The following is a 26,687-nucleotide window of genomic DNA, read 5'->3' as shown; positions in this document are numbered from 1 at the left end:
TCTGTTTTTTATTTTGTTATTTATAACCACCCGAAACAAATGATTGAAGGTCATTTTGTTTTAATCGGATATAAACCAGTACAAAGGTCTTAATAAAATTGAATAAAATAGACATTTGCTTGCGATTAGAAGTAAATATACTGTGTTTGGGCGTTAAAAGTCTAGTAACAAATGCTGAAAGGCAGTGTGTTTTTGTCCTGTTTTTTATTGTTTTAGTCCTTTATTTTGATGTTTAGACATTTATTTTTTTATTTATCTTTACATAACTTTATGATGTTGCTATTGATCATTTAAATTAGAATAAAATGGCTTTATTAGATACCCTAGAATGGCGTTATGCCACAAAAAAATACGACCCTACAAAAAAGGTCGCTCAGGAAGATTTGGATAAGATTTTGGAGGCAGCACGTATGGCTCCGAGCTCGTCTGGACTTCAACAGTTCCGTGTGATTGTGGTTACGAATCAGGAATTAAAAGAAAAAATTGTACCTGTGGCTTGGGGGCAACAGATTGTTGCTGATAGCTCACATTTATTGGTCTTCGCAGGATGGGATAGCTATACGGACGAACGTATTGATAATACCTTCGACAAGATGAATGCGTTGAGAGGTTTACCTTTAGACACGACTGACGAGTATAAAAATAGATTGAAAGCACAGTTATCAAGTCTATCCGGTGAACAACAAGCGGCACATGCGGCGAAGCAAGCTTATATTGCTTTTGGTTTGGCAATTGCTCAGGCAGCAGAATTAGGCGTTGATGCTACTCCTATGGAAGGTTTTTCAAATGCCGAATTGGATGAACTTCTTGGTCTAGACAAACTTGGGCTGAAGAGCGCTGTTATGCTTCCGTTGGGTTATCGGATGGAAGAACAAGATTGGTTGTTGAAGCTGAAAAAATTTAGACTTCCGAAAGAGGAATTTTTGATTGAGCTCGCATAAATTGCAGAACAGTATTAAAAAAGCGTTTCAACCAACAGTTGAAACGCTTTTTTTTAGTCGACAGACCGACTTAAGCAGGTACCGTGTTTATATACTACATAAGTTCACTGTTTGCCCCTTTTTTAATTTCACATATTGTATGGTGTTATCTTTATGTAAGGTCTTCTTCGTACTGATGTGCATGAGTGTCTTGGGTTCAAAAATTCGAAAAGTACCATCTTCGGTCGCGGTTATTTTCAGTATAACGATTTTATCTCCTTTTTTTTCAGCGCTTACGATAAATCCGCCCATCGTTCTCAAATTTTTGAAAGATGCTGTTTCCCATTCAGCAGGTAAGGCCGGAAAAACTTCTACATAATTATTCTTGCTTTGAATGAGCAATTCGTGTATTCCTTGTGCAAATGCAAAGTTACCTTCTAAGGTAAATGGTCGATACGTAAAGTCTGAATATTGCCCGCCTTTCTGGTCACCATTCAGATGAAAGGAATTGGTGGAACAAAAGTTCTGTGCAAATTTTTGAAGATTGGTTACGGCTTCCTTTCCTTGTTTAGCTCGCGCGTGTAAACAAGCCATCCATGCAAAGGAATAACCAACCCACGCACGTGTGCCCTGCTTTTCAATGTGATCTAGTGAACTTTCAATGAGCTCTTTTTCCTGCGGATTATTGATGTCTAATAAATCCAATGGATAAATTGCCATATAGGGAGACATATGGCGATGGGAATGTTTCATTGGAAGATTTACAGCAACTTGTAGTCCGGTTTCATCCGTCGCATAGTGAGGTAGTTGGGACTTGCATTTCAACCAATTCTCTGCTTCTTGCGGTTTGCCCATTGCCGTGCACACCTCTGTAGCAGCCTGGAAAAGAAAATGCGCTAAACTAAGGTCGAAATTGGTCCAACTGTCAAACCATGCTGATACACTATTGTCGTTGTATTCGGGACTGCTGCTCAAAGGCAGGTAACGGAGTCCATTTTTTAATGTGGTTATATTCTTAAGGTAAGTCGCAGACTCAATGATATAGGGATAGGCTTGTTCTCTTAGAAAGGCTTTATCCATACTATATTTCCATTGCCAGTAAAAATGTTGGGCCGCCCATGCACCAATCGTAGGAGAAAGAGAATACTGGATCCATCCACCCATAGGGTCTCCATTTAAAGTAAGAACACCGGGTACATTCAGCCCATCGACACCAAAATATTGCTTTGTAAAGTCCCTGTTTTTTTTACGGATCTTCCAGAGCCAATCCGTATAGCTTTTGGCTTCCGCCAATCTATTCCCCGAATAGGCCGGCCAATAGCTCAATTGTGTGTTAAGGTCATTGTGAAAGTCGCCTTTCCAAGGGGGAAGGCCACCATTATCTGCCGTCCAGACGGCCTGAAGCGTAATTGCTGGAGCACCTTCTCTTGCGACAGCACCGAGTTTGTACATATCAAGATAATATTGCTTTTCAAGATTTTTTTCAGGAATAGTTATACTTGATTTGGACCAATAGTTTGACCACCAATGCAAATGGCTCGCTTTTTCTTTCCTGTATTTTTTTAGGGAAAGTACAGAAGGGTTTGCCTTTTGATCATTGACAATTGTCCAATAACCAATCAGCTTTTTAGCTGATATTTTTTCCCACCTCAATACAACTTCAAAAAAATGATCATCATACGTTTTTTGGTGCAGCACTTCGTAGTTGCTGGATCGGTTTATATTTCCTTGCTTATATCCTAATCTTGCTAAATTTTGACCTTCGACAACGCTTTTGTTGTCATCTTTGTTTGCGCTATTTTCATATTGATGCGGAATCAATTGAGGAACAAGGTCACTCACATTGTTTCCTGTAATTTCAAAGTAGCCAAAGGGTTTGTAGGCGTGTATGAAGGTTCTTAATATTTTACCATCTTTGAATTTAAGAATATTGGTGGCCTGTTTCAGGTCAAGTACGTTCGAAACGACAGGGCCAAATTTCGCTAAGTCAAAAAACAGCGACGCTGCTGGAAGCTTGGTGGGATAGGGGGATCTATCGTATGGAGCGTCTCCCCACTCTTGTACAATGCCATAGCTGTTGTTTTTTATTTGTTGTTGGACCCAATTGAAATTGTGGTTTTCTATTGCAAAAGCCTTTCTTTCATCCCATAGATCTGCGCGATCAAGTGAAAATCGAATCGTATTATCTTTTTTCCAAATCAGTGCACCCAATTGACCATTTCCCAACGGAATGGCTTCATCCCATCGCGAAGCCAACTGATCGAAATGGAGGTTGTTGTCGGGTGTTGGTTGCCCGAACGAGAACAGGGTGAACGAACAGAATAGTAGTAAATAAAGATATTTCATAATTGAAAGGATTAGCTTGTAAATTTAAAACTCTGGATGGGGAGATACTGACACTATTGTTACTTTTTTGCATGCTATTTTAGCTACGCGATGGTCCTGAGCCTGAAATCACGTTCAAAGCAGATTTAACTGAGATGGATGAGGTGCATAAAAGCAAATAAGTTAATTCGTATCGAAATTGTTATACTTTTTGATGCCAAGGAATATGGTGTATAAGTATTGTTTTATTATCTGCAGTTTAACCAAAGAAATTACGTTCTGCTGTTTTAAACCAGCCTTTTGAGCAGCTAAGGCTGTAGAATCCAGAAAATCTCGCAAGAGCAAGGGGTAATATTGTTTATGTTTCTGTTAATCTAGTTTTAGTATAATTGAGTGCTGTTCCCTAAATTTATGCTATTCGGAATAGGTGATTTTATCCCTTAGTTTCGGTCGTTCCTAACGAAGAAAATGAATACTGTTTTCTTTGGAAGGAGTACATAAACCTAAAATAATACAGAATAGATATATCCCAAGGCTATGAAAAAAAAGATTTTGGTGCTAATATTATTGGCGCTTGTGCTTATTGGTACAAGCATTTTGACTTTTGGAAAAAAAGAGCCAGTTGATTTTAGCGCTGATGTTAAACCGATTTTGAATAAACATTGTATCACATGCCATGGTGGGGTTAAGAAAAATGGTGGCTTAAGTTTTCTTTTTGAAAATGAGGCATTCGCCAAAGCCGAATCAGGCAAATCAGTTATTATTCGTGGCGATGGTGAACATAGTGAACTGGTAAAGAGACTAATTTCCGATGACCCTGAATTGCGTATGCCTTACAATGCCCCTAAACTGAATGACGATGAGATTGATATACTCAAAAGATGGATCGATGAGGGAGCCAAGTGGGGAGAGCATTGGGCCTATACAACACCTCAGGAAACGGAGATACCTAAACCTTTTTCGTTGCTCAGTATATTTGGTGTTAAGCCTAATGGGGTGAACAATACGATTGATTTTTTTGTTTTGGATAAGATGAAGGAGAAGAAATTATCCTTTGCAGATGAAGCCGATAAAGCATTGTTGCTTCGGAGAGTGTATTTGGATCTAATTGGTATCCCACCCACGTTGGCAGAAATTCAAGCCTTTGAAGCGGACCAGCGTGATGATGCTTATACCCGGCGGGTAGATAGTCTGCTGGCTTCTCAGAAATATGGCGAAAAGTGGGCGAGTTGGTGGTTGGATATGGCGCGATATGCGGATACGAAGGGTTACGAGAAGGATGGTTCGCGGACGATATGGACTTATCGGGATTGGGTCATCAAGGCCTTAAACCAGGATATGCCTTATGATGAATTTACGATAGAACAGCTCGCTGGGGATTTGCTCCCGGAACCAACCAAGGATCAACTTATCGCAACGGCCTTCCATCGCAATACCATGAATAATGATGAGGGCGGGACTGATAGTGAGGAATTTCGGATGGCGGCGGTTTTGGATCGTTTAAATACAACCTATCAAGTATGGTTGAGTACGACCTTCGAATGCGTGCAATGTCATAGTCATACTTATGATCCGTTTAAATTTGAAGAGTATTATAAATCGTTAGCTTTTTTTAACAACACCAGAGATGAAGATACCCAAGGTGATCATCCTAAACTGCGTTTTTATACTGCGCAGGATGAAAAGCGAATTGACAGTATAAAGAGGTGGTTGTCGACGACAGGAAATGCAAGCTTGGTAAAATCAACAGATCTATTTCTTCACACCCTTGAGCCCAAAGTCCATGCGCATTACAGTGACCAAATAGTAGATGGTGCGCTTTATGATACGAAATGGTTGGGGGTGAGAACTGGAGGATCTGCCCGATTAAGGGCAATAAACCTGGATAATAAACAGCAATTCTTCATGAATTTCTGGACAGGTGCGGTAGGTGGAAAATTGGAAATTCACTTGGATAAACCTAGCGGACCAATACTTGCCGTTATTGATTTGCCGAGTACGAATGGAAGACAGGTTATTCAGGCTCCCATACTCGCGACTCCAGGTGTACATGACTTATATCTGGTTTTCAAGAATCCATCTGTAGCTCATGGACAGCCGATCTGCATGATTGAATGGTTTGCATTTCGCGAGAACTTTCCACATGAAAGGTCACTGGATAATATGAATTTTCAAAAGACTTTTCTCCAATTGGTCAACATGCAACCTGAGGGAGTACCAATCATGATTGAAAATCCCAAAGACATGCATCGTAAAACCAATGTATTTATACGTGGTAACCGCTTGTCGCTAGGTGCGGAAGTGCAGCCTACAGTTCCGGCATCACTGAATAGTTTCCCTAAGGGGGCTCAACGTAATCGTTTGGGTTTTGCGCAGTGGATTGTCAGTAAGGAAAACCCGTTGACAGCGCGAACTTTAGTTAATCGCGTATGGGCTCAACTATTTGGTAGGGGGCTAGTTGAACCATTAGGAGATATGGGCACACAGAGCATTCCGCCAATTCACCGAGAATTACTAGACTATCTTGCCCTAGATCTGATGAATACCAAAAAGTGGAGCATTAAAAAATTGATCCGCGAGATGGTATTATCCGGAACTTATAAGCAGTCCTCTAGCTTGAACAATTCCAATTTTGAAAAGGATCCACAGAATTATTATTTGGCAAGGGGACCTCGGTTTAGATTATCTGCCGAACAAATTCGTGACCAGGCTTTAGCTGTAAGTGGATTGCTCAGCAACAAAATGTATGGACCAAGTGTAATGCCATACCAGCCGGATGGGGTATGGATGACTGTATATAGCGGTGAGTCCTGGGTGAAAAGTGCTGGAGAAGATCAATACCGAAGGGGTATCTATACGTTTTTAAAGCGTACGAGTCCTTATCCGTCTTTTGTTTCTTTTGATGCTTCGAGTAGGGAGGTTTGTTTGGTCGACCGTATCCGTACCAATACACCGCTGCAAGCGCTCGCCACATTAAACGATCCTGTTTACCTCGAAGCAGCTAAACATCTGGGGGCTATTATGGAAAAGGAGGGAAATGGAAACCTTAGAAATGGTATCCGTATCGGTTATAAACGTGCGATGTTGAAGGATGCCGATGAAAAGAAACTCAAAGAGCTGGAACATCTTTATCAAAAAGCGTTGATTGATTTCAACAAAAAGCCTGATTCGGCAGCCAAATTTCTGAATGAAGATTTAGCAAAAAGCAATGTAAAGGTCCTGCCTTCAAAAGCTGCCTACATGCTTGTTGCCAATGCAGTGTTGAATCTGGACGAGTTTTTAACGAAATCATAAATAATGAAATAATATATAGGAATTGAAACTTCTGGATAAGGGCTTTCGTATGAAAACGAAGTCTTTTGTTAAGAAGGATAAGGCCTATGAAATAATAAGAATATAAACCGAAATGAGCTAAAGCTGCAGACTAAAAATTTAGCGACACAGCCCGTTCATACATAATGATAGTCAGATGAAAGATCTAAATAAGCTAATAAAAGAAGCGCAACAATTTGAATTGCAGGCTGTCACAAGAAGACATTTTCTAAAGGATTGTGTGGCCGGTATTGGAGGTATTGCTTTGGGTAGTTTGTTGACGAGTTGTAATGGATGGGGGCAGTCAAAATCAGCAGAAAAGTTGGATCTGAATGCACTCAATCCGCTGGTACCCAAGCCTCCTCATTTCCCGGGTAAGGCTAAAAGTGTAATTTATCTGCATATGGCCGGCGCTCCGTCGCAATTGGAGTTATTTGATTACAAGCCTGCATTGCAGAAATTACATAATCAACCTTGCCCGGAATCCTTGCTCGCAGGAAAGAAATTTGCCTTTATTCGTGGGATTCCAAAAATGTTGGGGCCACAGGCTACTTTTAAACAGTATGGAGCAAGTGGGGCTTGGGTATCAGATCATTTGCCTCACTTTAGTAAAGTTGTTGATGAAGTGAGTTTTCTGAAGGCTGTGCATACCGATCAGTTCAATCACGGTCCAGCGCAATTGTTTATGCATACGGGAAGTGCCCGTCTCGGTCGGCCAAGCATTGGTTCATGGGTAACTTATGGACTGGGATCTGAAAATAGCAATTTACCCGGATTTGTTGTGTTAACATCGGGAGGTAAAACGCCGGATGCAGGAAAAAGTGTCTGGGGAAGTGGATTTTTACCATCGGTATACCAAGGCGTTCAATGTCGTTCAAAGGGTGACCCCGTATTGTATATTGCCGATCCTGAAGGAATGGGAAGGGATATGAAGCGTGATTTGATTGATGCCATAAATAACGTCAACAAAACAGAATACGATACCTTTAAAGACCCAGAAACCTTGTCGCGGATTGCACAATATGAGATGGCTTATAAAATGCAGGTTGCAGTGCCTGAAGTGATGGACATCAATAATGAACCTGCTTATATTCACGAATTGTATGGAACTGAGCCGGGTAAAGAATCGTTTGCCAATAATTGCCTTTTGGCTCGGAAACTCGTAGAACAAGGGGTACGATTCGTTCAGTTATTTGATTGGGGTTGGGACAGCCACGGTACTAATCCCGCAGATTCGATTGATCTTGGCTTTAAAAATAAATGCCGGGAGATAGATCGACCAATGACCGCATTGATTATGGATCTAAAACAACGTGGTTTGCTGGAAGAAACACTAGTCGTGTGGGGAGGGGAATTTGGACGCACGCCGATGCAAGAAAATAGGGACAACAGCGATATGCCATTCCTGGGACGCGATCATCATACAGACGCCTATACCATCTGGATGGCAGGCGGGGGAGTTCGTAATGGCATAAGTTACGGTCAAACCGATGATATCGGGTTCGCTGGGGTAGAAGGGCGCAGTTCTGTACATGATGTCCATGCGACCATGCTCCATCTTTTGGGTTTTGATCATGAGAAATTTACATACGATTTTCAAGGAAGGCCGTTCCGATTGACAGATGTGGAGGGTGAACTTATTCAAGCTATAATTTAAAAATATGAAACAACTTCTAGTATTAATTTTATTTATGAGCAGTTTTCTATCCATGACTGCCCAGCAGTTACACATTAAATATTATTGCACCAATTGGGGAAATAGCGATTCCTGGGATACGTTCTGTCTCCGGGTGAAAAATGCTGGTTACGATGGTGTTGAATCCTGGTTACCTGGTAGTCCAAATGAGCGCAAGGAGATGATCGATGCATTACATAAATATGGATTGAGTTTAGGATTGCTTTCAGGCGGATCGGGCGGAACTTATGAGGAATATAAACAAAGTTTTAAGCGTAATTTGGATGAAGCAGCACAGCTGAAACCCGATTATATCAATTGCCATACAGGTAAAGATTATTACTCTTTTGAGCAGAATAAAGCATTGATTGAGCTTGCCGATGCGGCTAAAAATAAGTACCACATCCCCGTTTATCATGAGACTCATCGCGGAAGATTTAGTTTTGCAGCTCATGTGACAAAAGAATATTTAGAGAAGATTCCGACCTTACAACTTGCATTGGATATCTCGCATTGGTGCAATGTGCACGAATCAATGCTTTCTGATCAGACCGAGGCTGTAACAAAAGCGCTTTCCAGAACGGAGCACATTCATGCACGAATTGGGCATCCCGAAGGACCACAAGTCAATGACCCCGCGGCTCCTGAATGGAAGAGTATCGTTGCACAACATTTGACCTGGTGGGATAAAGTTGTTGCTAAGCACAAGGAAAATGGGGTGAAGTTATTGACCATAACGACCGAGTTTGGTCCAGCGGGTTATTTACCCACATTACCATTTACACAACAACCGGTGGCCGATCAATGGTCAATCAATGTTTATATGTTGCATTTACTCAAAGACAGATATAAAGAATGATAGTTTTCTTTGATGAATTATTGGGCTTTTTGGGACGATTTCACCCGCTTTTGGTCCATCTACCGATCGGCATATTATTGTTGGCTTTTGTTATGGCAATTAGGACTCAGTTTAAAGGCGGAGATATGTATTTGCCTGCTATTAAGCTCTCCTTATTCCTAGGGACTATCGCTGCTATAGTAGCTGCTTTATCGGGTTATCTGCTTTCACGAAATGGAGGTTATGAGGAGGATGTCCTGAGTTATCACAAGTGGCTGGGAATTGCCGTGGCTATCAGTAGTTTATTGCTTTGGTTTCTTTATCGTAGGGAATCTCCTGGTGCATTTCGCTTTTGGCTTTTTTTCATCCTGGTGCTCTTAATTGGGGTGACTGGACACTACGGTGGAACACTGACACATGGAAAGGGTTACTTTGTGGAAGCTATGCCAGTAGCACTTAAAAAGCTGTTTAAAACGGAGGAAGCTAAAGAGGAGGTTCTTATCGTTCAAAATGCGCAAGAAGCAGAAGCCTATAAGGGAATTATTCAACCTATTCTAAAACAGCGTTGTCAAAGCTGCCATGGGCAAAGAAAGCAGGAAGGGGGACTGGCATTGGATACAAAAGAGAATTTGTTAAAAGGAGGAGAGAACGGCACAGTACTAAATTCAAATGATTCGAAAAAGAGTGAATTATATGCCCGGTTGGTGTTGCCCGAGGGACATAAGAAACGTATGCCCCCTAAAGGTCGTACACCGATAACCGCTGATCAGATAAAACTGATTGCCTGGTGGATTGATCAAGGAGCCAATTTTGATAAAAAAGTGCATGAAATACCACAAACGGAGGAAATAGCTCATTTGTTGAAAAAATTGGAAACAGGGGAAAAGGAGGAGTCTGCTGTATTGTATGCTGATCTACCAGCAGCACCAGCTTTGCCAAAAGATAAAGTTGATGCTTGGCAGGCTAAGGGTATTAAGATCATCCAAGTTGCAAGAAATAATAACTTCGTGTTGGTTAATGCGATTAATTATCCTCAATTTAATGATAAGGACCTACAGGAATTGTTAGCCATTAAGGATAATATTGTTCAGCTGAAATTAGGAAATACGGCTGTTACAGATCTTGCTTTTTCAACATTTTCGGCAATGCCCATTCTTTCCCGTCTGCATCTGGAAAATACAAAAATTTCCGATGCTGGATTGAGCCAGCTGAAAGGCCTGTCAAAATTAACGTATTTGAATCTGACAGGCACAAAAGTTACATCAAAAGGTTTATCAAAACTGAACGAGCTTCCGAGTTTAAAGAACGTCTATCTCTATAAGACGGTAAATCAGGAAGTCGCTGCGATAAAGCAGTTGAATGCTAAGATTAAGGCAGATACCGGTAATTATAGTTTGCCTTTTATTGAAACCGATACAATCAGGTTTTGAGCTGTTATTGGACTTGCTAGCTATACGCTGGAAATCCGCGATCCAAATGGAATGCTCTTGTACAATTTAACGATTGGGTGACATGGACAAGTAATTTAAGAAAAATAAACAGGATATTTTAGCGGATAGGAAACGAGTATACAAAGGAGAATGCGGAAAAGACTTTAGAGTAATATAAAATAGGAATGCTAAGGTGACGATTTCAAATAAAAGAGCAGCAGGAATTTGGACTGCTGCTCTTTTTACATCGCGATAAGCTGTTTTTATTTCTTGCCAGCACCTTCTAATAATTCGATGGCATCGTAAAGCACACCTGCTTCACCTCTAAAAGTTCCTGAACCTTCTGGTTTATTATCTTTTGTGTACCATTCATAAAAACCTTTATTTTTGATAACACGAGCAAGCATCGGCTGTATTTGCTCGTAAGCTTCCTGTTGAAAACCATTTTTAACGAGCTGCTGAATCATACGCCCACCGAACCAGGTCCAGTCCCCACCATTTTGGTAACCATACGGATACATGCCTTTGTTTTTAAATGAACCTGCAGGATAAGTTGGGTACACGGTAAGTCCAATTGTCGCCGCACCAGCGTCTTTTACATTTTTAATCATTTTATCCAATGAAACTTTTATTTGCTCTTTGCTGAGTAAATTTGCCTCAATAGCGATAGCTGTTCCACCATGATAATAGATTTGATTTTCATCAAAATCAGCTGCAAATGGAGAGCCTTTGATATAAATATGGGGAATAAACTTTTGGTTCTTTTCATCCCAAAGGTGTTTCATGGTATTACTTGCTATGGAAGCTCTGATTTTTCCCCATTTTTCTTTTTTCTCAGGAAGTAGATCCATGTAGTTGTCAAGGGCGATCAAAAACATCGCATTGTCGTAGATGTCCAAAGCAATATGCGAATTTTCATCTAGATGTACACCCCAGTCATGCTCGGGTTGAACATCACCCCAATCGACTGTAGTTGCGCCCCAAATTAAACCATAAGTATCATTATAACGTTTGTCCAATAAAAATTGCAAAGCATGTTCCATGCGATCCTTTACAGTTGCATCACCAATTTTTTCATTGAGAAAAGCTTTGTCTTTAGTTGCAACGATGTATTTATGTACCGCTTGGATTAAAGAGGATTCCTGGTCTGTTTCAACGGTGTTTTTGTGTGCAGCATAATCAGGAGCCAAGGTGCTCGTGATGGTGTAATAGTCCGATACGCCATTTTTTAAGCTGGACTTTTTGACAAAACCATCGGCAATATTACCATCAGAACCTTGTAGTTTAAAGAACAAAGCCAATTGATCTTTGATCTGTTCATGGGGATGTACTTTTGTTGCTAAGGTGATAAATGTATTGTAATCTCTAATCCATACCTCACTGTATCCATCCCCCGCATTGAATCCGCTTTTGATGATGTTCGTAGCCATATCTTTGACAATATGGAAGCTGCTATCTTTTTGGATGCTGTCTTGTAAATTGTTCGTAGATGCTTTACTGCCCGCGTTTTGGCAGGACAGTAATAGGAGCGATGAAGATAATGCGAAAAATATAGTTCTCATTGTGCTGTTTGTTTATAATAATGGTTTGATTAACATTTGGATTCTTTGACAAAAGATTGGATAACCTTTGCCTTACCGTTTCCTAAATTACGCAATGTATAGGACCCAGCAGCAGCTGGAACGGCAAAAGTCTCGGCATAATGGAAGACCCTTTTCATGCCATTAGCTGTCGTCAGCTCAATTGCCTCGCCCTCGACAAGCATCATGATATGACACTGTCCCTGCGTTTCAATCGAAACATCCTGATCGAATTCGTATCTAAAAACATCGTAGAAATGATCTTCATGCGTTGGCAAATGTATTCTTGTTGTTTGCGCATCAAGGACTTTTTCACTGGGCTGAGATAGCAGTGTGTTTTTTACGACATCGCCTTTCCGGCTAAAATTGAGGTTAGCGAATGCTCTATCAATATTTAATGGACGTGGTTTCCCATCTAAATCCGGACGCACCCAGTCGTACATTTTAAAGGTATAATTGTAAGGCGTTGCACTGATTTCGAGTACGAGATTGTTTACTCCGGAAGAATGTACGGTACCATGTGGAATCAAATATAACTGGTGTTTCTTGGATTCGAATTTTTGAACGTATTGCTCGATATCCATAGCTATTCCGCTATGGAAGCTCTCTTCTAAAGCTGAGCGAAATTTGTCTGCATCAATTGTTTGCTGAAAGCCTAGATACACTTTTGCGTCCTCTTTTCTATCAACGATATAGTATGATTCGTCCTGTGTGAAGTTTTCTCCAAATTCTGCTTTTGCATAAGCTGGACTGGGGTGACATTGAATGGATAGGTTGCCGCCATCAAAGGTGTCCAGGAAATTGAAGCGTATTGGAAATTCAACATCGAAACGTTGCTGTGCATGACCGAGTACATTGGCACTTTCTTGAAACATCAACTGATCGAATGAAATTTCGAGCGTATGTCCATCTGCTTCGAGCAAAATACCATTTTCGGGGACAATCATTTCGAAGGACCACGCATAGTTTTTGACATCCTGATCGATGCCTGTAAGGTGCTCTTTCATCCACTGTCCACCCCATACTCCGGGTTCAAAAGTTGGTCGTACGCGGAAGTAATTTTGGGACATGGTTTGCAATGTATCGCGTAGATCCTTCCCCGTAATCCATGGTAAGCTGTGGGACGATTGTTGATCGGCAAGAATTTCGACACGGGACAAGATGGATCTTTTATGTCGGTTCAATATTTCCCAGTCGACAAAATAATAACGCTTATAGGTTTCCTTTTGATTGGTTTGTGTTGAACAGCCTAAGTTTAAAGCTTCTCCAGTACGCATGCGTTGAATAAGCACGTTTTTAGGCAGATCAATAAACATCAGTTGACTAGACGTATCAACTAATGATGCTCCAGGACCATAAAAGATGGTATACTCGCCTTGTGTTGATTCGGCGTTTGCTCGTATGGTTTGAAGGTTCGCAAGCTTTTGGTTATCAAAGTATTCAATGAGCTGAATCCCGGCTTTTTTTCCGAACAATGGATCATTGCCGCCTAGGTAGGGGGAGACAATATCCTGGATGGCTGATTCCGATTTTAAGGCAGAATCCATCGCAATAAATCGTGCGGCTATGCCCTGTTTTTCAAATTCTTGCTTCAGGTTGGGGATGATTGTGTCCCAGTTAACACCTACAAAACCATCAATGCTATGTATATTATGTATAATGAGATGTGCAACAAGATCTTGGTAAGAATTTGATAAGGATCCTTGAACTGGAAACGTCGGCGCGATTTCGTACTGAAAAGGTTTTGTTTGAGTATTAGAATACATATTGATGTAATTTTTTATTGCAAATGAATGATGTTGGAATAAATAGCTTTTTGCTTACTTGTTTGTTGATTTTTTGTTGTGTTTTTCAATCCAGAATTTTTCGATCTCCTCCAAAGGTTTGCCCTTTGTTTCTGGAAGGAATCCAAGTACAACAAGGAACGCTATGGCACAGAAAAATGCAAACAACCAGAACGTATAGCGGGCTCCCCAGGAAGCGAGAAGAATAGGCGTTAGTTGCCCCACGATCGCATCGGAAATCCACATTACCATAATACTGATACCCATGGCACGAGCCCGGATGGCATTAGGGAAGATTTCGGCTGCGACGACAAATTTTAGTGGGCCAATGGAAAAAGCAAAGAAAAATAGAAATGAAAGTATCGCGATAATCAATGCGATATTATTGACTTGACCTTGATTAAAAAGATAACCAGTAACCAGCAAACTCAGGGTAGCACCCACAGTTCCCAAAAGATATAAGGGACGTCTACCCCAATTATCAACCTTCCAGATGGCAAAGAAAGTAAATAGCACATTGGCGGCTCCAAAGAATAACTGGGCATGATAGGAATTGTTTAATGAAATACCTGATTCAAGCAATATGCTCGGACCATAATAAACAATTGCGTTTATGCCACTGAGCTGTGAAAATAAAGGGAGGAATAAGCCCAATAGAAAGGCTTTGCGATAAATAGGAGAGAACAGATCACGTAGATTTCCTTTGGAGGAAACATGGCTGACCTCTTGTATATCCGATAGTCCTAATGTGGCACTGATCGCCGCAACTTCAGTGTTTCGTCCATTTTTAGAAAGCCAACGCGGACTCTCAGGAATAAAGTAAACACCGATGCATAACAATAAAGCCGGTATTGCGCCAACTAAAAACATATTTCGCCACAGTTCATTTTGCTGGGCGGAGGTATATTCAAGAATCAGGTAATTGCTGATATAGGCAAATAGGATACCGAATGTAATAGCGAGCTGGTAACAGGTGACTGATCTTCCTCTAAATTTGCTTGGCGATATTTCTGCGAGATATAGGGGCACAACGATTGAGGCGATTCCAACACCTAAGCCCCCAATGCTTCTACTTGCGATCAATATGCTGTAAGAAGGACTGAATCCACAGCCAATTGCTGAGAATAAAAAAAGCAGGGCCGCAGTAACAAAGGCCGGTTTTCGGCCGTATTTATCTGTTAATGGTCCTGTGAAAAATACACCAACAATACAGCCTAGCAAGGCTGAACTGACAAAAATGCCCTCTTGAGCAGGAGATAGTCCGAAAAATTGCTTCACCAACGGCAAAGCACCTGCAATTACAGCCATATCGAAACCGAAAAGGAGTCCTCCAAGTGAAACGATACATAATATGATGATAAATTTCTTCGACATCTGAGGTTTATATTAATATGTATATACATACAAACATATATCTATTTTTTTAATTATGCAAAAAATCTTATTTTAGCACAAGCAATCCAAATGATGAATTTAAAAATAGATCATAAAAGCCCTGTTCCGCTGCATATACAAGCAGAGAATTTGTTACGCGAATTAATTAAACAGCCTGAATATATAGAGGGTAAGTTATTACCCAATGAAATTGAATTAGCAAAAAGATTGGCAATTTCCCGTTCTACTTTGCGTTTGGCTATCAATAAACTTGTATATGAGGAGCTGTTAATTAGAAAGAAGGGGATAGGAACGAAAGTGGCTAGTTCTAAATTCAGTTCAAAATCCAAGAACTGGTTAAGTTTCTCACAAGAGATGAAAAACCGTGGGATTGAGGTGAAGAATTTTGAGCTTCACGTCAGTTGGGTTGTTCCGGACAAAGCTGTTTCGAAGTTTTTTAATGTAGATGAGGACCAGAAGTTATTAAAACTAGAACGTTTGAGAGGAAAGAAAGATGATCCATTTGTTTATTTTATCTCTTACTTCCATCCGCGTATAGGTTTAAACGGCGATGAAGATTTTAAGAGACCTTTATATGAGATCTTAGAAGCAGATTATCACGTCGTTGCAGATCTTTCTCAGGAAGAGCTGGATGCAATGGCTGCAAATAAATTTATAGCTGATAAATTGGAGATTAATATCGGTGATCCTATTCTGTCCCGCAAGCGCTTTGTATTTGACCAATCTGGAAAGCCAATTGAATATAATTTAGGGTTCTACCGCGCGGAAAGTTTTACCTATACCGTTGAAAGCAGAAGAGATTATTAAGTCATTCACTCATCCTTTTTAAATTGATCAATTGGATGAGTGAACAGCTAATTTATTTATTCTTTTAATGATTCTTTTCTACGGTAGTTTCAGCCCAGCTTTCAAGGAGAGCTATTGCTTTACTCAGCACTCCTGCTGAACCTTTGAATTTCCCTGATCCACTAGGGACGTTATTTTGACCATACCATTCGTAAAATCCTTTGTTTTTCACAACCCGATCGATCATCGGTTGAAGTTCTGCATAGGCTTCTTGATAAAAGCCGTTTAAAACGAGTTGTTGGATCATCCGCCCGCCAAACCAGGTCCAATCACCACCATTTTGGTATTGGTAAGGCTGAGCCATTCCGCCGATGAAAAATCCAACCGGATAGGTCGGGTATAAGGTCAATCCAATACTCGGCATGCCAGATAACCGCACGTTTTCCAGCATTTGCGTATTGACTGTTTTTATTTCTGAAGCGGAAAGTAACCCGGCTTCTATAGCGATGGCGGTGCCCCCATGATAATGAATCGTATTTTCATCAAATCCTTTTGGGATAGGAGATGTCTTAGGGTAGACATGAGGGATGAATTTTTGTTTTTTCTTATCCCATAAATGACGTCTACTGTTTGTTTCGAGACTCTTTTTTAATCCCTTCCATGCTGTCACCTTCGGAGAGTTGGGCTGAATATCAATCAATGTCTGCAATGCAATAATAAACATCGCATTATCATAAATATCGATCGCCTCATTGGAGAGCTCATTCCAGTCACAACCAAAGCTATCGTTGGGTTGTACGTCTCCCCAATCTGCTGTCATCGCACCCCAAAGCAATTGATACTTTTGGTTGAACCGTTCTCTTTTCAAATAATCCAACATAAGTTGGATACGATCTTTGATAGAAATTCCACCGATAGACTCCTCCAGGATACTGTAATCCTTTGTTTTCCGGATATATTTACCAAGCAGTTGGATGAGTGACGTTTCCTGGTCTGTTTCTACTGTATTTTTAAATCCAACATGGCCGGGCGCATTTTCTGAATAATAAGGTGTATCATCGTGCCAGGTAAAATCCTTCTTAAGGACATAACCGTCTACCATTTCACCATTGGGCTGTTGCATCTGAAAGAATACTAAAATGGCCCCTCTAATGTCCGCTTGGGACCGCTCTTCCAAGGCGGTTTCAATAAATGTATTGAGATCCCTGGCCCAAATTTGTGAGTAGCCACTTCCAGCATTGAAACCTTCTTTGATGATCTCTCGCGCAAGGCTGTCCACATATTTTAGGTTTTGATCCGCTAGAATGCTTTTTGCCAACTTAAGTTGAGCTATACGGTCAGGTTTTGTTTGTTGTGCTGATAGTTGGGTTCCGAGTAACAGAAGTATTAGACTAAAAAATGGGGTGTTTTTTTTCATTATGGTTTTATTGTAATTAATTAGGCTTGACAAGTGTATCTGTCAATAATTTGTATCTATTTCAGGGTTAATTTTCATCTACTTCAGGGTTTTGATCGAAGATCAGCCGTCTGATGTGTATTTTTTTTGAATTTATTTACTGGTTATATTTTATTATGTATGTACAATCAAAGTTATGGAAAAATGTCAGTATTTAAGCTTTGGTAACACTTTATTTGATTAGTATTTAAAATTTTACAAATTTAGGTGTTGTGATTCGGCCTTTTTCGCAGTTAAATTGAGTAAGAAAATGGAGCTCATGTTTATACATACTCTATTTTTTTGTAAGTTTGCTGTAGAACCTAATTGAAAACAATGGTAAAGCGTATCATTTATTATTTTTGTAGTTTATTTGTTAGTACGACGGCTGTTTTGGCACAGCAGAAAACAGATTTGACCGTTTTTGTAAAACCTAATATTGGATCCGTTCATAGCCGGTATTTCTTTTATACACCAGCAGCAGTACCTTTTGGAATGGCTAAGCTCGCTCCGAGCACAAATGGAAGCTATGGGAACAAGTCAGGCTGGGAAGCTGTGGGGTATGATGATAGGCATGGGTCAATAGAAGGATTTGCTAATTTTCACGAATTCCAAGTAGGCGGAGTGGTATTTGCACCGTCCGTTGGGAAATTGAAGACAACTCCTGGTCAACTTGATCGTCCACAAAGCGGCTATCGTTCTGCTTTCGATAAGAAAGATGAGTTTGCTACTTCTGGCTATTACCGCGTCAAGCTAAAAGATTATAATATACTTGCGGAGCTCACTGCAACCAAACGCGTGGGTTTTCATCGGTATACTTTTCCAAAAACGGAAGAAGCCAACCTTATTTTCGATATTGGCCATATGATAGGAGAAAGTGGCCCAGTCGTTGATGCTGAAGTGAATTATGACAAACAGCACGTCTGGGGATATGTGGTTACCAATCCTGTATACGTACAAAAATATCAGCAGGGGGCTACGGTCAAAATGTTTTTCTTCGCGGAGATAAACAAACAGCCTAAATCTTTTGGAACATTTAGAGATACTATAACTTTTGATCAGCATACGAGCATAAAAGGAAAAGGAGCTGGAATATATCTGAAATTTGGTACTGAAGCAGGCGAATCAATAGAAATCAAGACCGGTTTGTCTTATACATCTGTGGAAAATGCGCAACTGAATTTGCTTAAAGAAGCAAAGGATATATCGTTTGATACTGCAAAGAAAAATGCCTTGCAAACCTGGAATAGCGAGCTGGGAAGAATTTTGGTAGAAGGGGGCAAAGTGGACGACCGCATAAAATTTTATACTGGATTGTATCATGCTTTACTTGGCCGGGGGCTTGCAAGCGATGTAAATGGTGCATATCCCAAAAATGATGGCTCGGTAGGGCAGATTGCCCTCAATAAACAAGGGCAACCTATTCATCATCATTATAATACCGATGCCATCTGGGGGGCATTTTGGAACTTGACTCAGTTGTGGTCCATAGCTTATCCGGACTATTACAACGACTGGATTCAGAGTCAATTGTTGGTCTATCGCGATGCAGGTTGGTTAGGAGACGGTATTGCCAACAGTAAATACGTTTCGGGTGTAGGAACTAATTTTACAGGTTTGGCAATTGCAGCGGCCTATAATGTGGGTATTCGTGGCTATGATGTGAACCTTGCTTATGATGCGGTGCGCAAAAATGAACTGGAAGCGAAGGACCGTTTGCCTGGAGCGGGAAAGTTAGATGTGGGAGTTTTCGTCCGCAAAGGCTACTCACCGTATATAAAAGATGACCATGGTAGTCCCGAATTAATGACCAATGGATCTCCTTTTGGCGCTTCGCATACCTTGGAATATGCTTTTTCCGCTGGAGCAGCAGCACAATTTGCAAAATCATTGGGGCATCAAAAAGATTATGTTAAATTTCAGGAATTATCCAATGGATGGCGCAATCTGTACGACACCACGACAAAGTTTATGCGACCAAAGGATAGTACTGGACGATTCATCTCAAACTTTAATCCTTATGAACCATGGCGTGGATTTCAAGAAGGAAATGCTTGGCAGTATACGTTCTATGTTCCGCATGTCCCACAAGAATTGGTTAAACTGGTTGGAAAGGACCTGTTCAATCAGCGGTTGGATAGTATTTTTACGGTGTCGCAGAAGAATGTGTTTGGCGGTGGTACACAAATTGACGCTTTCGCAGGGATCGAAAGTCTTTATAATCACGGTAATCAACCGAACCTGCATATCTCTTGGCTGTTCTATTTTTCTGGTAGACCTGATCTAAGTCAGAAATGGGTACGGGCAATTTGCAATGAATTTTATGGTAACGATGCGATACATGGCTATGGCTACGGACAAGACGAAGACCAAGGACAGCTGGGAGCATGGTATGTCTTGTCTAGTATAGGCCTATTCGATGTACGAAGTCTCACCACCGAGAAGCCCGCACTTCAGATTGGCGCGCCACTGTTCGATCGGGTAACGATACAATTGCCGAAGAAATTAAGAAAAAATAAATTTATCATTCAGGTGCAGAAAGAGCAGGCCAATAGTTATATTGTTGATCAAGCTCGGTTGAATAATCGCCTGTGGAAAGGTTGGCAACTTCCTTTTGAACGTCTAGTGGAAGGTGGAATTTTAGATCTCAAGTTAAAAGGTAACTAAATTTAAGAAAAAAAATAGCCCCATTCGGGGCTATTTTCAAGGTAGGTTGGTTTGTTGATTGCCTACGCGATTTCAGCAATAAAATTGCCCTCTTGATCCAAATCAGCTTTGTGAGCTGCGATTTGTTGAAGATTAATATGTCCTATGACATATTTGAAATCTGGTGCGTAATATCGTTCTGTGATTTCACTGAAATTTAACTTTTCAATCAGTGTATCATCTGTGTATCTCAAATAAACCTTAATTAAATAATCTTGGCTATAATTTAATGTGCTGGATTCTAAATGTTTTTTATATTCATAACGGTATCCATAGCGCAGGGCAGCGATATCCGATAGTACAGCAGAGCCTGTCGGGTGGCCACCGGCTCCTTTACCATAGAAAAATTGTTCGTCTGCAAAGGCCGCTTTTACCAATACACCATTGTTCTCATTTTCTACATTATAGAGCATGCTGTCTTTACCCACTAGACGTGGTAATACGTAAAGTACAACTTTGTTGCCGTCGATCTCTTTTGCTGTTGGTATCAATTTGATCTTGAGGTTCTTTTCTTTAGCAAAACGAATATCCTGCTGTCCCAATTTGTCAATACCAATATTAAAGACGTCATCTGGTTTAACATAGATTCCATACGCATGGGAAGCAACAATACATACCTTAAATTTGGGGTCAAATCCACCCACATCCAAGGTTGGGTCTGTTTCTGCAAAACCGAGTTCTTGCGCTTTTTTTAAAGCATCTGTATATTGCTGATTTTCGTTGAAAACTTTAGATAAAATATAGTTGGAAGATCCATTAAAAATACCGCTGACAGAATGAAGTAATTCATTGTCATAGTACTCTTCTAAATTCCGTATAATGGGGATACTTCCGCAAACGGCACCTTCATACAATAAACTGGTCCCGTATTCATGTTGGATATCAACCAGCTCTTCCAAATGGCTGGCAATCATTTTTTTATTGGCAGATACCACATTTTTTCCCGATTTCAAGGCATGAACAGTTAGTTGGTATGCTGCTTCGGCATCATCAATTAGTTCGACAACAGTATTAATTTCTGGGTCACCTAAAATTGTTTCGGCATCGGTAGAAAATAGATCTGCTGGTAGCGAGCGCTTTTTATCTCCGTTTTTAATAACAAATTTTTTGATCTCCAGATTAAGATTTTTGGTTTTGATGATATCGTAAAGACCTTGGCCTACTACACCAAACCCAAACATCCCTATTGTTAATTTATTACTCATATCTCTTCTTAAATTCTCTTATATATTATTTATTCTCTTATACTAATTCGTTGATGTATTCTTTTTGTTCCCTCAGAAAACTACTAATGATTTTTGTAAGTTTTTTTGTTTCGATCAAAAAGCCATCGTGGCCATAGGTCGATTCAATCTCCTGATAGTGGGCATTGGGAATATGTTGCGCAATGAATTGTTGCTCTTGTGGTGGAAACAGCAAATCTGTATTGACGCTCAGCACTAAAGTCGAACAGTCGATGCTCGCTAAAGCGGATTCGATAGATTGTCTTCCTCGACCTAAATTATGGCTGTCCATTGCTTTGGTTAGGAAGTAATAGCTGTACGCATTATAGCGTTTCACCAATTTTTCACCCTGATAGTTTTGATAAGAGGATGCTTTATAATGATCGAGTTTTTCGTTATCATCCTCCTTTTGCGTGTTGGCGTACGTTGTATAGTTGCGGTAAGATAATAGTGCCATAGCGCGTGCAACTTTTAATCCTTTAGCTCCGCCGTCAGGGTGATTGGCGTAAAAGGTTCGATCAGTTGTAATGGCAAGACGTTGACTTTCATTGAATGCAATACCCCATGGTGAATGGACGGCATTTGTTCCAACGACAATTAGGTGGTTGATGGCTATACTGTGCGATACGGCCCATTCCAATGCTTGTTGACCGCCTAAGGAGCCACCAATAAGGATTTCTATTTGTTTGATATCCAGGTAGTCTGCAAGAAATTGATGTGCGTTGACCAAATCCCTTACTGTAAATTCAGGAAAAGATAGGTAGTAAGGCTGTCCAGTAGCTGGGTTAACAGATAGCGGATTACTGCTATTATATGCTGATCCTATGACATTGGCGCAGATAATATAATAATCGTTTGAATCAAATAATTCACCTGTTCCAAAAAGACCGGACCACCAATCCAGTACATCCGCATTGGCCGTTAGTGCATGGCAAACCCAGATCACATTACTGCGATCTGCGTTGGGTTTGCCAAATGTTTCATAACTGATCTGTAAATCAGTAAGCTCTCTTCCATTTTCAAATACAAAAGGCTCCGGGTGCAGATAAATATGCTTACTCATTTTACGTTTAAGTTTAAGCCGAAAAAATCTGATTATTTAATTTTATCAAAAGCTTGTTGTAAATCAGCTTTGATATCATCAATATGTTCTATTCCTACAGAAAGGCGTAATAAACCTTTGAACACGCCAGCATTGGCTTGATCTTCATCACTCAATTGTTGGTGAGTAGTCGCTGCTGGATGGATAATCAATGACTTCGTATCGCCAACATTGGCCAAGTGACTGATCAATTCTAAGCTGTCGATAAAGCTATTGGCCTTCTGTGCTGCGTCACCTTTGAGTTGGAAAGAAAGCACTGCACCATAGCCATTTTTAAGGTATTTTTGTGCATTAGCGAAGCTAGGAGAGCTTTTTAAGCCTGGATAGTTTACTTTTTCTACCTGTGGATGCGCCTCAAGCCATTTAGCTACCTCTAAAGTGTTGTCTACATGGCGTTGCACCCGCAAAGACAGGGTTTCAAGTCCTTGTAATAATAAGAATGAATTGAAAGGGGAGAGCGCTGGTCCGAAATCCCGAAGCCCTTCCACACGTGCCCGAATGGCAAATTGAATATTTCCAAACGGTCCGCTTTCACCGAAAACTTCGGAAAAAACTAGGCCATGATAGCCTTCAGATGGTTCGGAAAATTGAGGGTATTTTCCATTGCCCCAATTGTAGTTTCCGCCGTCGACGATGACACCGCCAATGCTTGTACCATGTCCGCCGATCCATTTAGTTGCCGATTCAACAACCACATTTGCACCATACTCCAAAGGTTTAAATAAATAACCCCCAGCTCCAAAAGTATTATCGACGACTAATGGTAAGTCATATTTTTTTGCTACTGCAGCAATTTTCTCAAAGTCTGGAATATTGAAACTTGGGTTTCCAATTGTTTCAACATAGATTGCCTTTGTTTTATCATCAATGAGGGCTTCAATTTTATCTGCCTCGGCGTCCGTTGCAAAACGAGCTTCGATGCCCAAGCGTTTAAAAGAAACTTTAAACTGGTTGAATGTACCGCCGTATAAGTTAGATCCGGCAACAAAATTGTCACCACTTTCCAAGATATTATTTAATGCAATAAACTGTGCCGCCTGACCAGATGCAACAGCAACAGCTGCGACTCCACCTTCCAGTGCTGCAATACGTTGTTCGAAAACATCCGTAGTAGGATTCATAATCCGTGTATAAATATTGCCGAACTGCTTTAATGCAAATAAGTTTGCGCCGTGTTCGGCATTTTCAAATACAAAAGATGTTGTTTGGTATATAGGAACTGCTCTAGATCCCGTAGTAGGGTCAGCGACTTGGCCAGCGTGAACCTGAAGTGTTTCGAATTTTAAATTTTTGTTTGAAGACATAATATATCAGATTTTAAGGGTTCAAAAAGAAATTGCTAAGTAAAAAGAGAAGCATACACACCACCTTGAAGGGTCTGTTAAATCTTTATCCAAGAAAACGGAAATGATTTTTAACAAGCATGGAAGTGCATATGCATACGCATTCGCATCGGTACAGTTGTACGATGGGTTACACTTTCGCTTATCGTGCGGTTCACTTGTGTTGAACCTGAATTTTTAATGGATTTCAGTAATGTAATAATCATTGTCTTATGTCATTTATATGCTCCAAAACGATATTGTTTTGGACAGGAATTGGCACCTTTTCAAACAAATTGAAGGTTGCCAGTGGGTCATTGAGCCAGTCTCTCGCCACTTCTTTATAAATCAAGACCTACTGATTAAGGGAGGTGTTGATTAGAAATCTTCTTTCGAAGACGACACAAATATAAACTCTTTTTTTATTAAAGCAAAAGAAATGCTATTTTTTAGTTAAAGGAATTTTGAACACTATGCTGATCAGCACAGCATATAACTCGTCTAAATTTGGTCTACGTAGGTTTGTTTGATCTTATCATTTTTTCAAATGGATGCTTTCTGCTATCTGATTTAAGTCTGTTAAAAGAGGTTTAAGTGCATCAATTCTACTGTGAATTTCATGCGCGGTATCGCGATTTGTTTTTTTACTAAGTGATATCGAAAGACCAACCAAATGTGAGTTGATCCGATAGGAGAGTGTTTGAAAATAGTGAATGTGAGACCAATCTATCCACTTTTGCTCGGGTTCCTTTTTCATCTGATTGATGGAGTCTGAAAACAGGGCCATGGCGGTTTGTGCTTTTTTTCGAGCCAGTCGTATATCGAAAGAGCTTTGTCGTTCATCCAAAAGACGGTTATTGATGATCTGGAAATAGTGATGATTGTAAAGTGATACCTCTTTTGCCAACTGAACCATTCCTGTGCTTTGGCGTACTGGAATCAAGAAATAGCCAACGATAGCCAAGAGTGCACCAATAAGGGTGAAAAGTATTCTGCTACCCAAAATAAGATTGATGTTGCCTTCAAATAAGTTCAGAGCGATTACGATTCCCCAGGTAATGAAAATAACGCTGACCATATAGTTTGATCTGTTGAACAGAAAGAATCCGAAAAGGCCAATAGCCGCCATTAGAAGGAGAACTGGAAGAAAATGAATGGAAATTAAGCACAATATACCGACAATTATCCCTGAGAATGTACCAACAATACGCTCGATATTACGTGTTTTGGTCATTGAAAATGCTGGTCTGGCAACAATTGCAATAGTCAGTAGGATCCAATAGGTATATTTAAAATCTAAAAACAAAATACCGATCAAAGCTCCAGTTCCAAACAGAATAGCCATGCGTAACGCGAATCGAAAAAGGGGATTGTTGAGATGGAGTCTATTCTTAATATCCGCTAGATTCCGTAATGGACGATTGATGAATTGCTGGTATTCATTGGTGTCAATCTTATCCTGTATTTCTTGATTTTGATAAAAAGCGACCTGAATTCGGTTGAGGACTTCGATAATAGCTTCAATATTGACGATGATCGAGGATAATATATTTTTTGCAGGACCAGTCTGTTGCTCCTGAATCTTTTTTAAATCCAATAATATTGCATTGATTTTAATGTTGTTGTGATATAATTGATGCGCATAACGAAACCGCTTATTAGGTTGCGAAAAACTATCAATTTCTAAAGCTAATAATTTTATGGTGTGACGAATTAAAGGAAGACTTCCCGTATCCGCTAGATTCTTGCGGATTGCATCATAATCGTGATCAAGCGCAATAATTAACTCATGTAGGTCAATTAGTCCATAAACTTGACTGAGCCAATAGTTGCTTTTGTGCCATTGTTGGCTTATGATTTTCTTTTCTCTAAAAAGAAGTGATCTGATTTGTTCCTGCTGCTCACTGATTTGCCCATGAATTTTTCCAACGCGGCTGTAGGTTATATCTAAAGGAATATCGGGATCGTAAGATTGGGATCGTATCAGCAGGAATTGCGATAATCCATGAAATCCATTCGCCATAGCGTGTCTTAAAGAGCGATAAGGCCGTATATACGCTTGTAAGAGGCTAAAAATGTAGTAGATGATAGAACCTCCAGCAATCTGTGAGCTAACAGCGAATGGATGCTGCGGAGCCATTCCGATTACAAAACTCATCAAAATCAATGTCATGTTTCCTATAGCAGCATAGCGAGGACCAAAAATACCATACAATGTACAGATAAATCCGGCTGCGCCAAGTAATATGACAAGAGGCCAATGATACGGAAATACAAGAGCTGTAAGAAGTGCTGCAATAAAAAAGGTGGGGATACAAACGAGAGCCGACGAAAGCTTATCTTTTCGGTTTCCAGGAGGATCAGTGAGTGTGGTTAACAACGATCCGACCCCTATACCGATAGCCGTACTTGCATGCGCCCCCAAAAGATAGATGGCTAAACTAGGCAAAATGCTGATAGAAACATTACGCAACGCGTCGCCACTATGTTCGCCCCCCATAAAACGGATTATCTTGATATAAATACGGTGGAATCTTTTCTTTAATGATAGCGTGCTCATCAATCAGTTTACTAATTTTCACTGCAAAAATACAAATATTATGCTTAATATTTTCTGTATACATTTTATTTGTTTTGATTATTGTTTTGTTTTTAAACTTTTATTTTGATTCAATGTGTTTTTCTGTGATTCATTTTGTAAGGATTCATATTTACTAGAATACTTATGACTTGAATACGCTAAGAAGAATGTGGTTTACCGATTTTATTCGGTGGTCTACCGAGTGATTTGGGCTATCTGTCTATTTCTGCTGGTCAAGGTGTAATGAATACACGAGGTTTGTTGTCATTAATT

16 protein-coding genes and 1 riboswitch are annotated in these 26,687 nt (G+C 40.2%); of the genes, 7 read left to right on the top strand and 9 right to left on the bottom strand.

Annotation, left to right across the window (positions count from 1 at the left end; translation table 11 throughout):
* Positions 1-305 precede the first annotated feature (305 nt).
* Positions 306-941, top strand: coding sequence for an NAD(P)H-dependent oxidoreductase (locus AB1Z56_RS10545; protein WP_426792001.1), 636 nt, complete (start codon positions 306-308; stop codon positions 939-941).
* An 87-nt stretch (positions 942-1,028) separates the two neighbouring features.
* On the opposite strand, the gene AB1Z56_RS10540 is transcribed toward AB1Z56_RS10545, so the two are convergent.
* On the bottom strand, positions 1,029-3,266 hold the full coding sequence (locus tag AB1Z56_RS10540; RefSeq protein WP_426792000.1) for a glycosyl hydrolase family 95 catalytic domain-containing protein: 2,238 nt from the start codon (positions 3,264-3,266) through the stop codon (positions 1,029-1,031).
* A gap of 516 nt (positions 3,267-3,782) precedes the next feature.
* On the opposite strand from AB1Z56_RS10540, the gene AB1Z56_RS10535 reads away from it, so the two are divergent.
* From AB1Z56_RS10535 to AB1Z56_RS10520, 4 genes are all read left to right on the top strand, one after another.
* Positions 3,783-6,539, top strand: a complete 2,757-nt coding sequence (locus AB1Z56_RS10535; RefSeq protein ID WP_426791999.1) for a DUF1553 domain-containing protein — start codon at positions 3,783-3,785, stop codon at positions 6,537-6,539.
* 175 nt (positions 6,540-6,714) lie between these two features.
* Complete coding sequence (locus AB1Z56_RS10530; protein ID WP_120332768.1) at positions 6,715-8,214, top strand: DUF1501 domain-containing protein; 1,500 nt, start codon at positions 6,715-6,717, stop codon at positions 8,212-8,214.
* A gap of 4 nt (positions 8,215-8,218) precedes the next feature.
* Entirely contained in the window at positions 8,219-9,091 is an 873-nt protein-coding gene (locus AB1Z56_RS10525) for a sugar phosphate isomerase/epimerase family protein (RefSeq protein WP_426791998.1), read from the top strand.
* Positions 9,088-10,500, top strand: a complete 1,413-nt coding sequence (locus AB1Z56_RS10520) for a c-type cytochrome domain-containing protein (protein WP_426791997.1) — start codon at positions 9,088-9,090, stop codon at positions 10,498-10,500. Before AB1Z56_RS10525 ends, AB1Z56_RS10520 begins: the two co-directional genes overlap by 4 nt.
* A 263-nt stretch (positions 10,501-10,763) precedes the next feature.
* On the opposite strand, the gene AB1Z56_RS10515 is transcribed toward AB1Z56_RS10520, so the two are convergent.
* Genes AB1Z56_RS10515 through AB1Z56_RS10505 form a run of 3 tightly spaced genes read right to left on the bottom strand, consistent with a single transcriptional unit; the run spans position 10,764 to position 15,238 of the window.
* Positions 10,764-12,062 (bottom strand): amylo-alpha-1,6-glucosidase, encoded by a 1,299-nt coding sequence (locus tag AB1Z56_RS10515; protein WP_313265058.1) that lies wholly within the window; start codon positions 12,060-12,062, stop codon positions 10,764-10,766.
* A gap of 29 nt (positions 12,063-12,091) precedes the next feature.
* Positions 12,092-13,846, bottom strand: a complete 1,755-nt coding sequence (locus tag AB1Z56_RS10510) for a class I mannose-6-phosphate isomerase (RefSeq protein ID WP_426791996.1) — start codon at positions 13,844-13,846, stop codon at positions 12,092-12,094.
* 54 nt (positions 13,847-13,900) lie between these two features.
* Positions 13,901-15,238, bottom strand: a complete 1,338-nt coding sequence (locus tag AB1Z56_RS10505; RefSeq protein WP_426791995.1) for a sugar porter family MFS transporter — start codon at positions 15,236-15,238, stop codon at positions 13,901-13,903.
* A gap of 90 nt (positions 15,239-15,328) precedes the next feature.
* Between AB1Z56_RS10505 and AB1Z56_RS10500 the strand changes: the two genes are divergently transcribed.
* Positions 15,329-16,066, top strand: a complete 738-nt coding sequence (locus AB1Z56_RS10500) for a GntR family transcriptional regulator (RefSeq protein WP_232475551.1) — start codon at positions 15,329-15,331, stop codon at positions 16,064-16,066.
* Between the two features lie 64 nt (positions 16,067-16,130).
* Here AB1Z56_RS10500 and AB1Z56_RS10495 read toward each other — a convergent pair whose 3' ends face one another.
* Entirely contained in the window at positions 16,131-17,462 is a 1,332-nt protein-coding gene (locus AB1Z56_RS10495; RefSeq protein WP_426791994.1) for a hypothetical protein, read from the bottom strand.
* Between the two features lie 354 nt (positions 17,463-17,816).
* Here AB1Z56_RS10495 and AB1Z56_RS10490 point away from each other — a divergent pair, with 354 nt between their 5' ends.
* Positions 17,817-20,147 carry a GH92 family glycosyl hydrolase gene (locus tag AB1Z56_RS10490; RefSeq protein ID WP_426791993.1) on the top strand — a complete coding sequence of 777 codons (2,331 nt, stop codon included), beginning with the start codon at positions 17,817-17,819 and terminating at the stop codon, positions 20,145-20,147.
* 62 nt (positions 20,148-20,209) lie between these two features.
* Here the strand turns inward: AB1Z56_RS10490 and AB1Z56_RS10485 are convergent, their stop codons facing one another.
* The 4 genes from AB1Z56_RS10485 to AB1Z56_RS10470 all read right to left on the bottom strand — a co-directional run bounded on the left by AB1Z56_RS10485 (position 20,210) and on the right by AB1Z56_RS10470 (position 26,393).
* Positions 20,210-21,391: a homoserine dehydrogenase gene (locus tag AB1Z56_RS10485; protein ID WP_426791992.1), complete on the bottom strand. Its 1,182-nt coding sequence runs from the start codon at positions 21,389-21,391 to the stop codon at positions 20,210-20,212.
* Positions 21,392-21,428: 37 nt separating this feature from the next.
* The gene (locus AB1Z56_RS10480; RefSeq protein WP_426791991.1) at positions 21,429-22,472 is read right to left on the bottom strand and encodes a homoserine O-acetyltransferase family protein; all 1,044 of its coding nucleotides are present in this window, start codon (positions 22,470-22,472) and stop codon (positions 21,429-21,431) included.
* Between the two features lie 32 nt (positions 22,473-22,504).
* Entirely contained in the window at positions 22,505-23,815 is a 1,311-nt protein-coding gene (locus AB1Z56_RS10475; RefSeq protein WP_426791990.1) for an O-acetylhomoserine aminocarboxypropyltransferase/cysteine synthase family protein, read from the bottom strand.
* A 255-nt stretch (positions 23,816-24,070) separates the two neighbouring features.
* A riboswitch (SAM riboswitch) is annotated at positions 24,071-24,183 on the bottom strand.
* Positions 24,184-24,368: 185 nt separating this feature from the next.
* Entirely contained in the window at positions 24,369-26,393 is a 2,025-nt protein-coding gene (locus AB1Z56_RS10470; RefSeq protein WP_426791989.1) for an FUSC family membrane protein, read from the bottom strand.
* Positions 26,394-26,687: the final 294 nt, after the last annotated feature.

This window comes from Sphingobacterium sp. WOUb80, from assembly GCF_050058145.1.
GTDB lineage: Bacteria > Bacteroidota > Bacteroidia > Sphingobacteriales > Sphingobacteriaceae > Sphingobacterium.
This window is presented reverse-complemented; position numbering and strand designations above follow the sequence as displayed.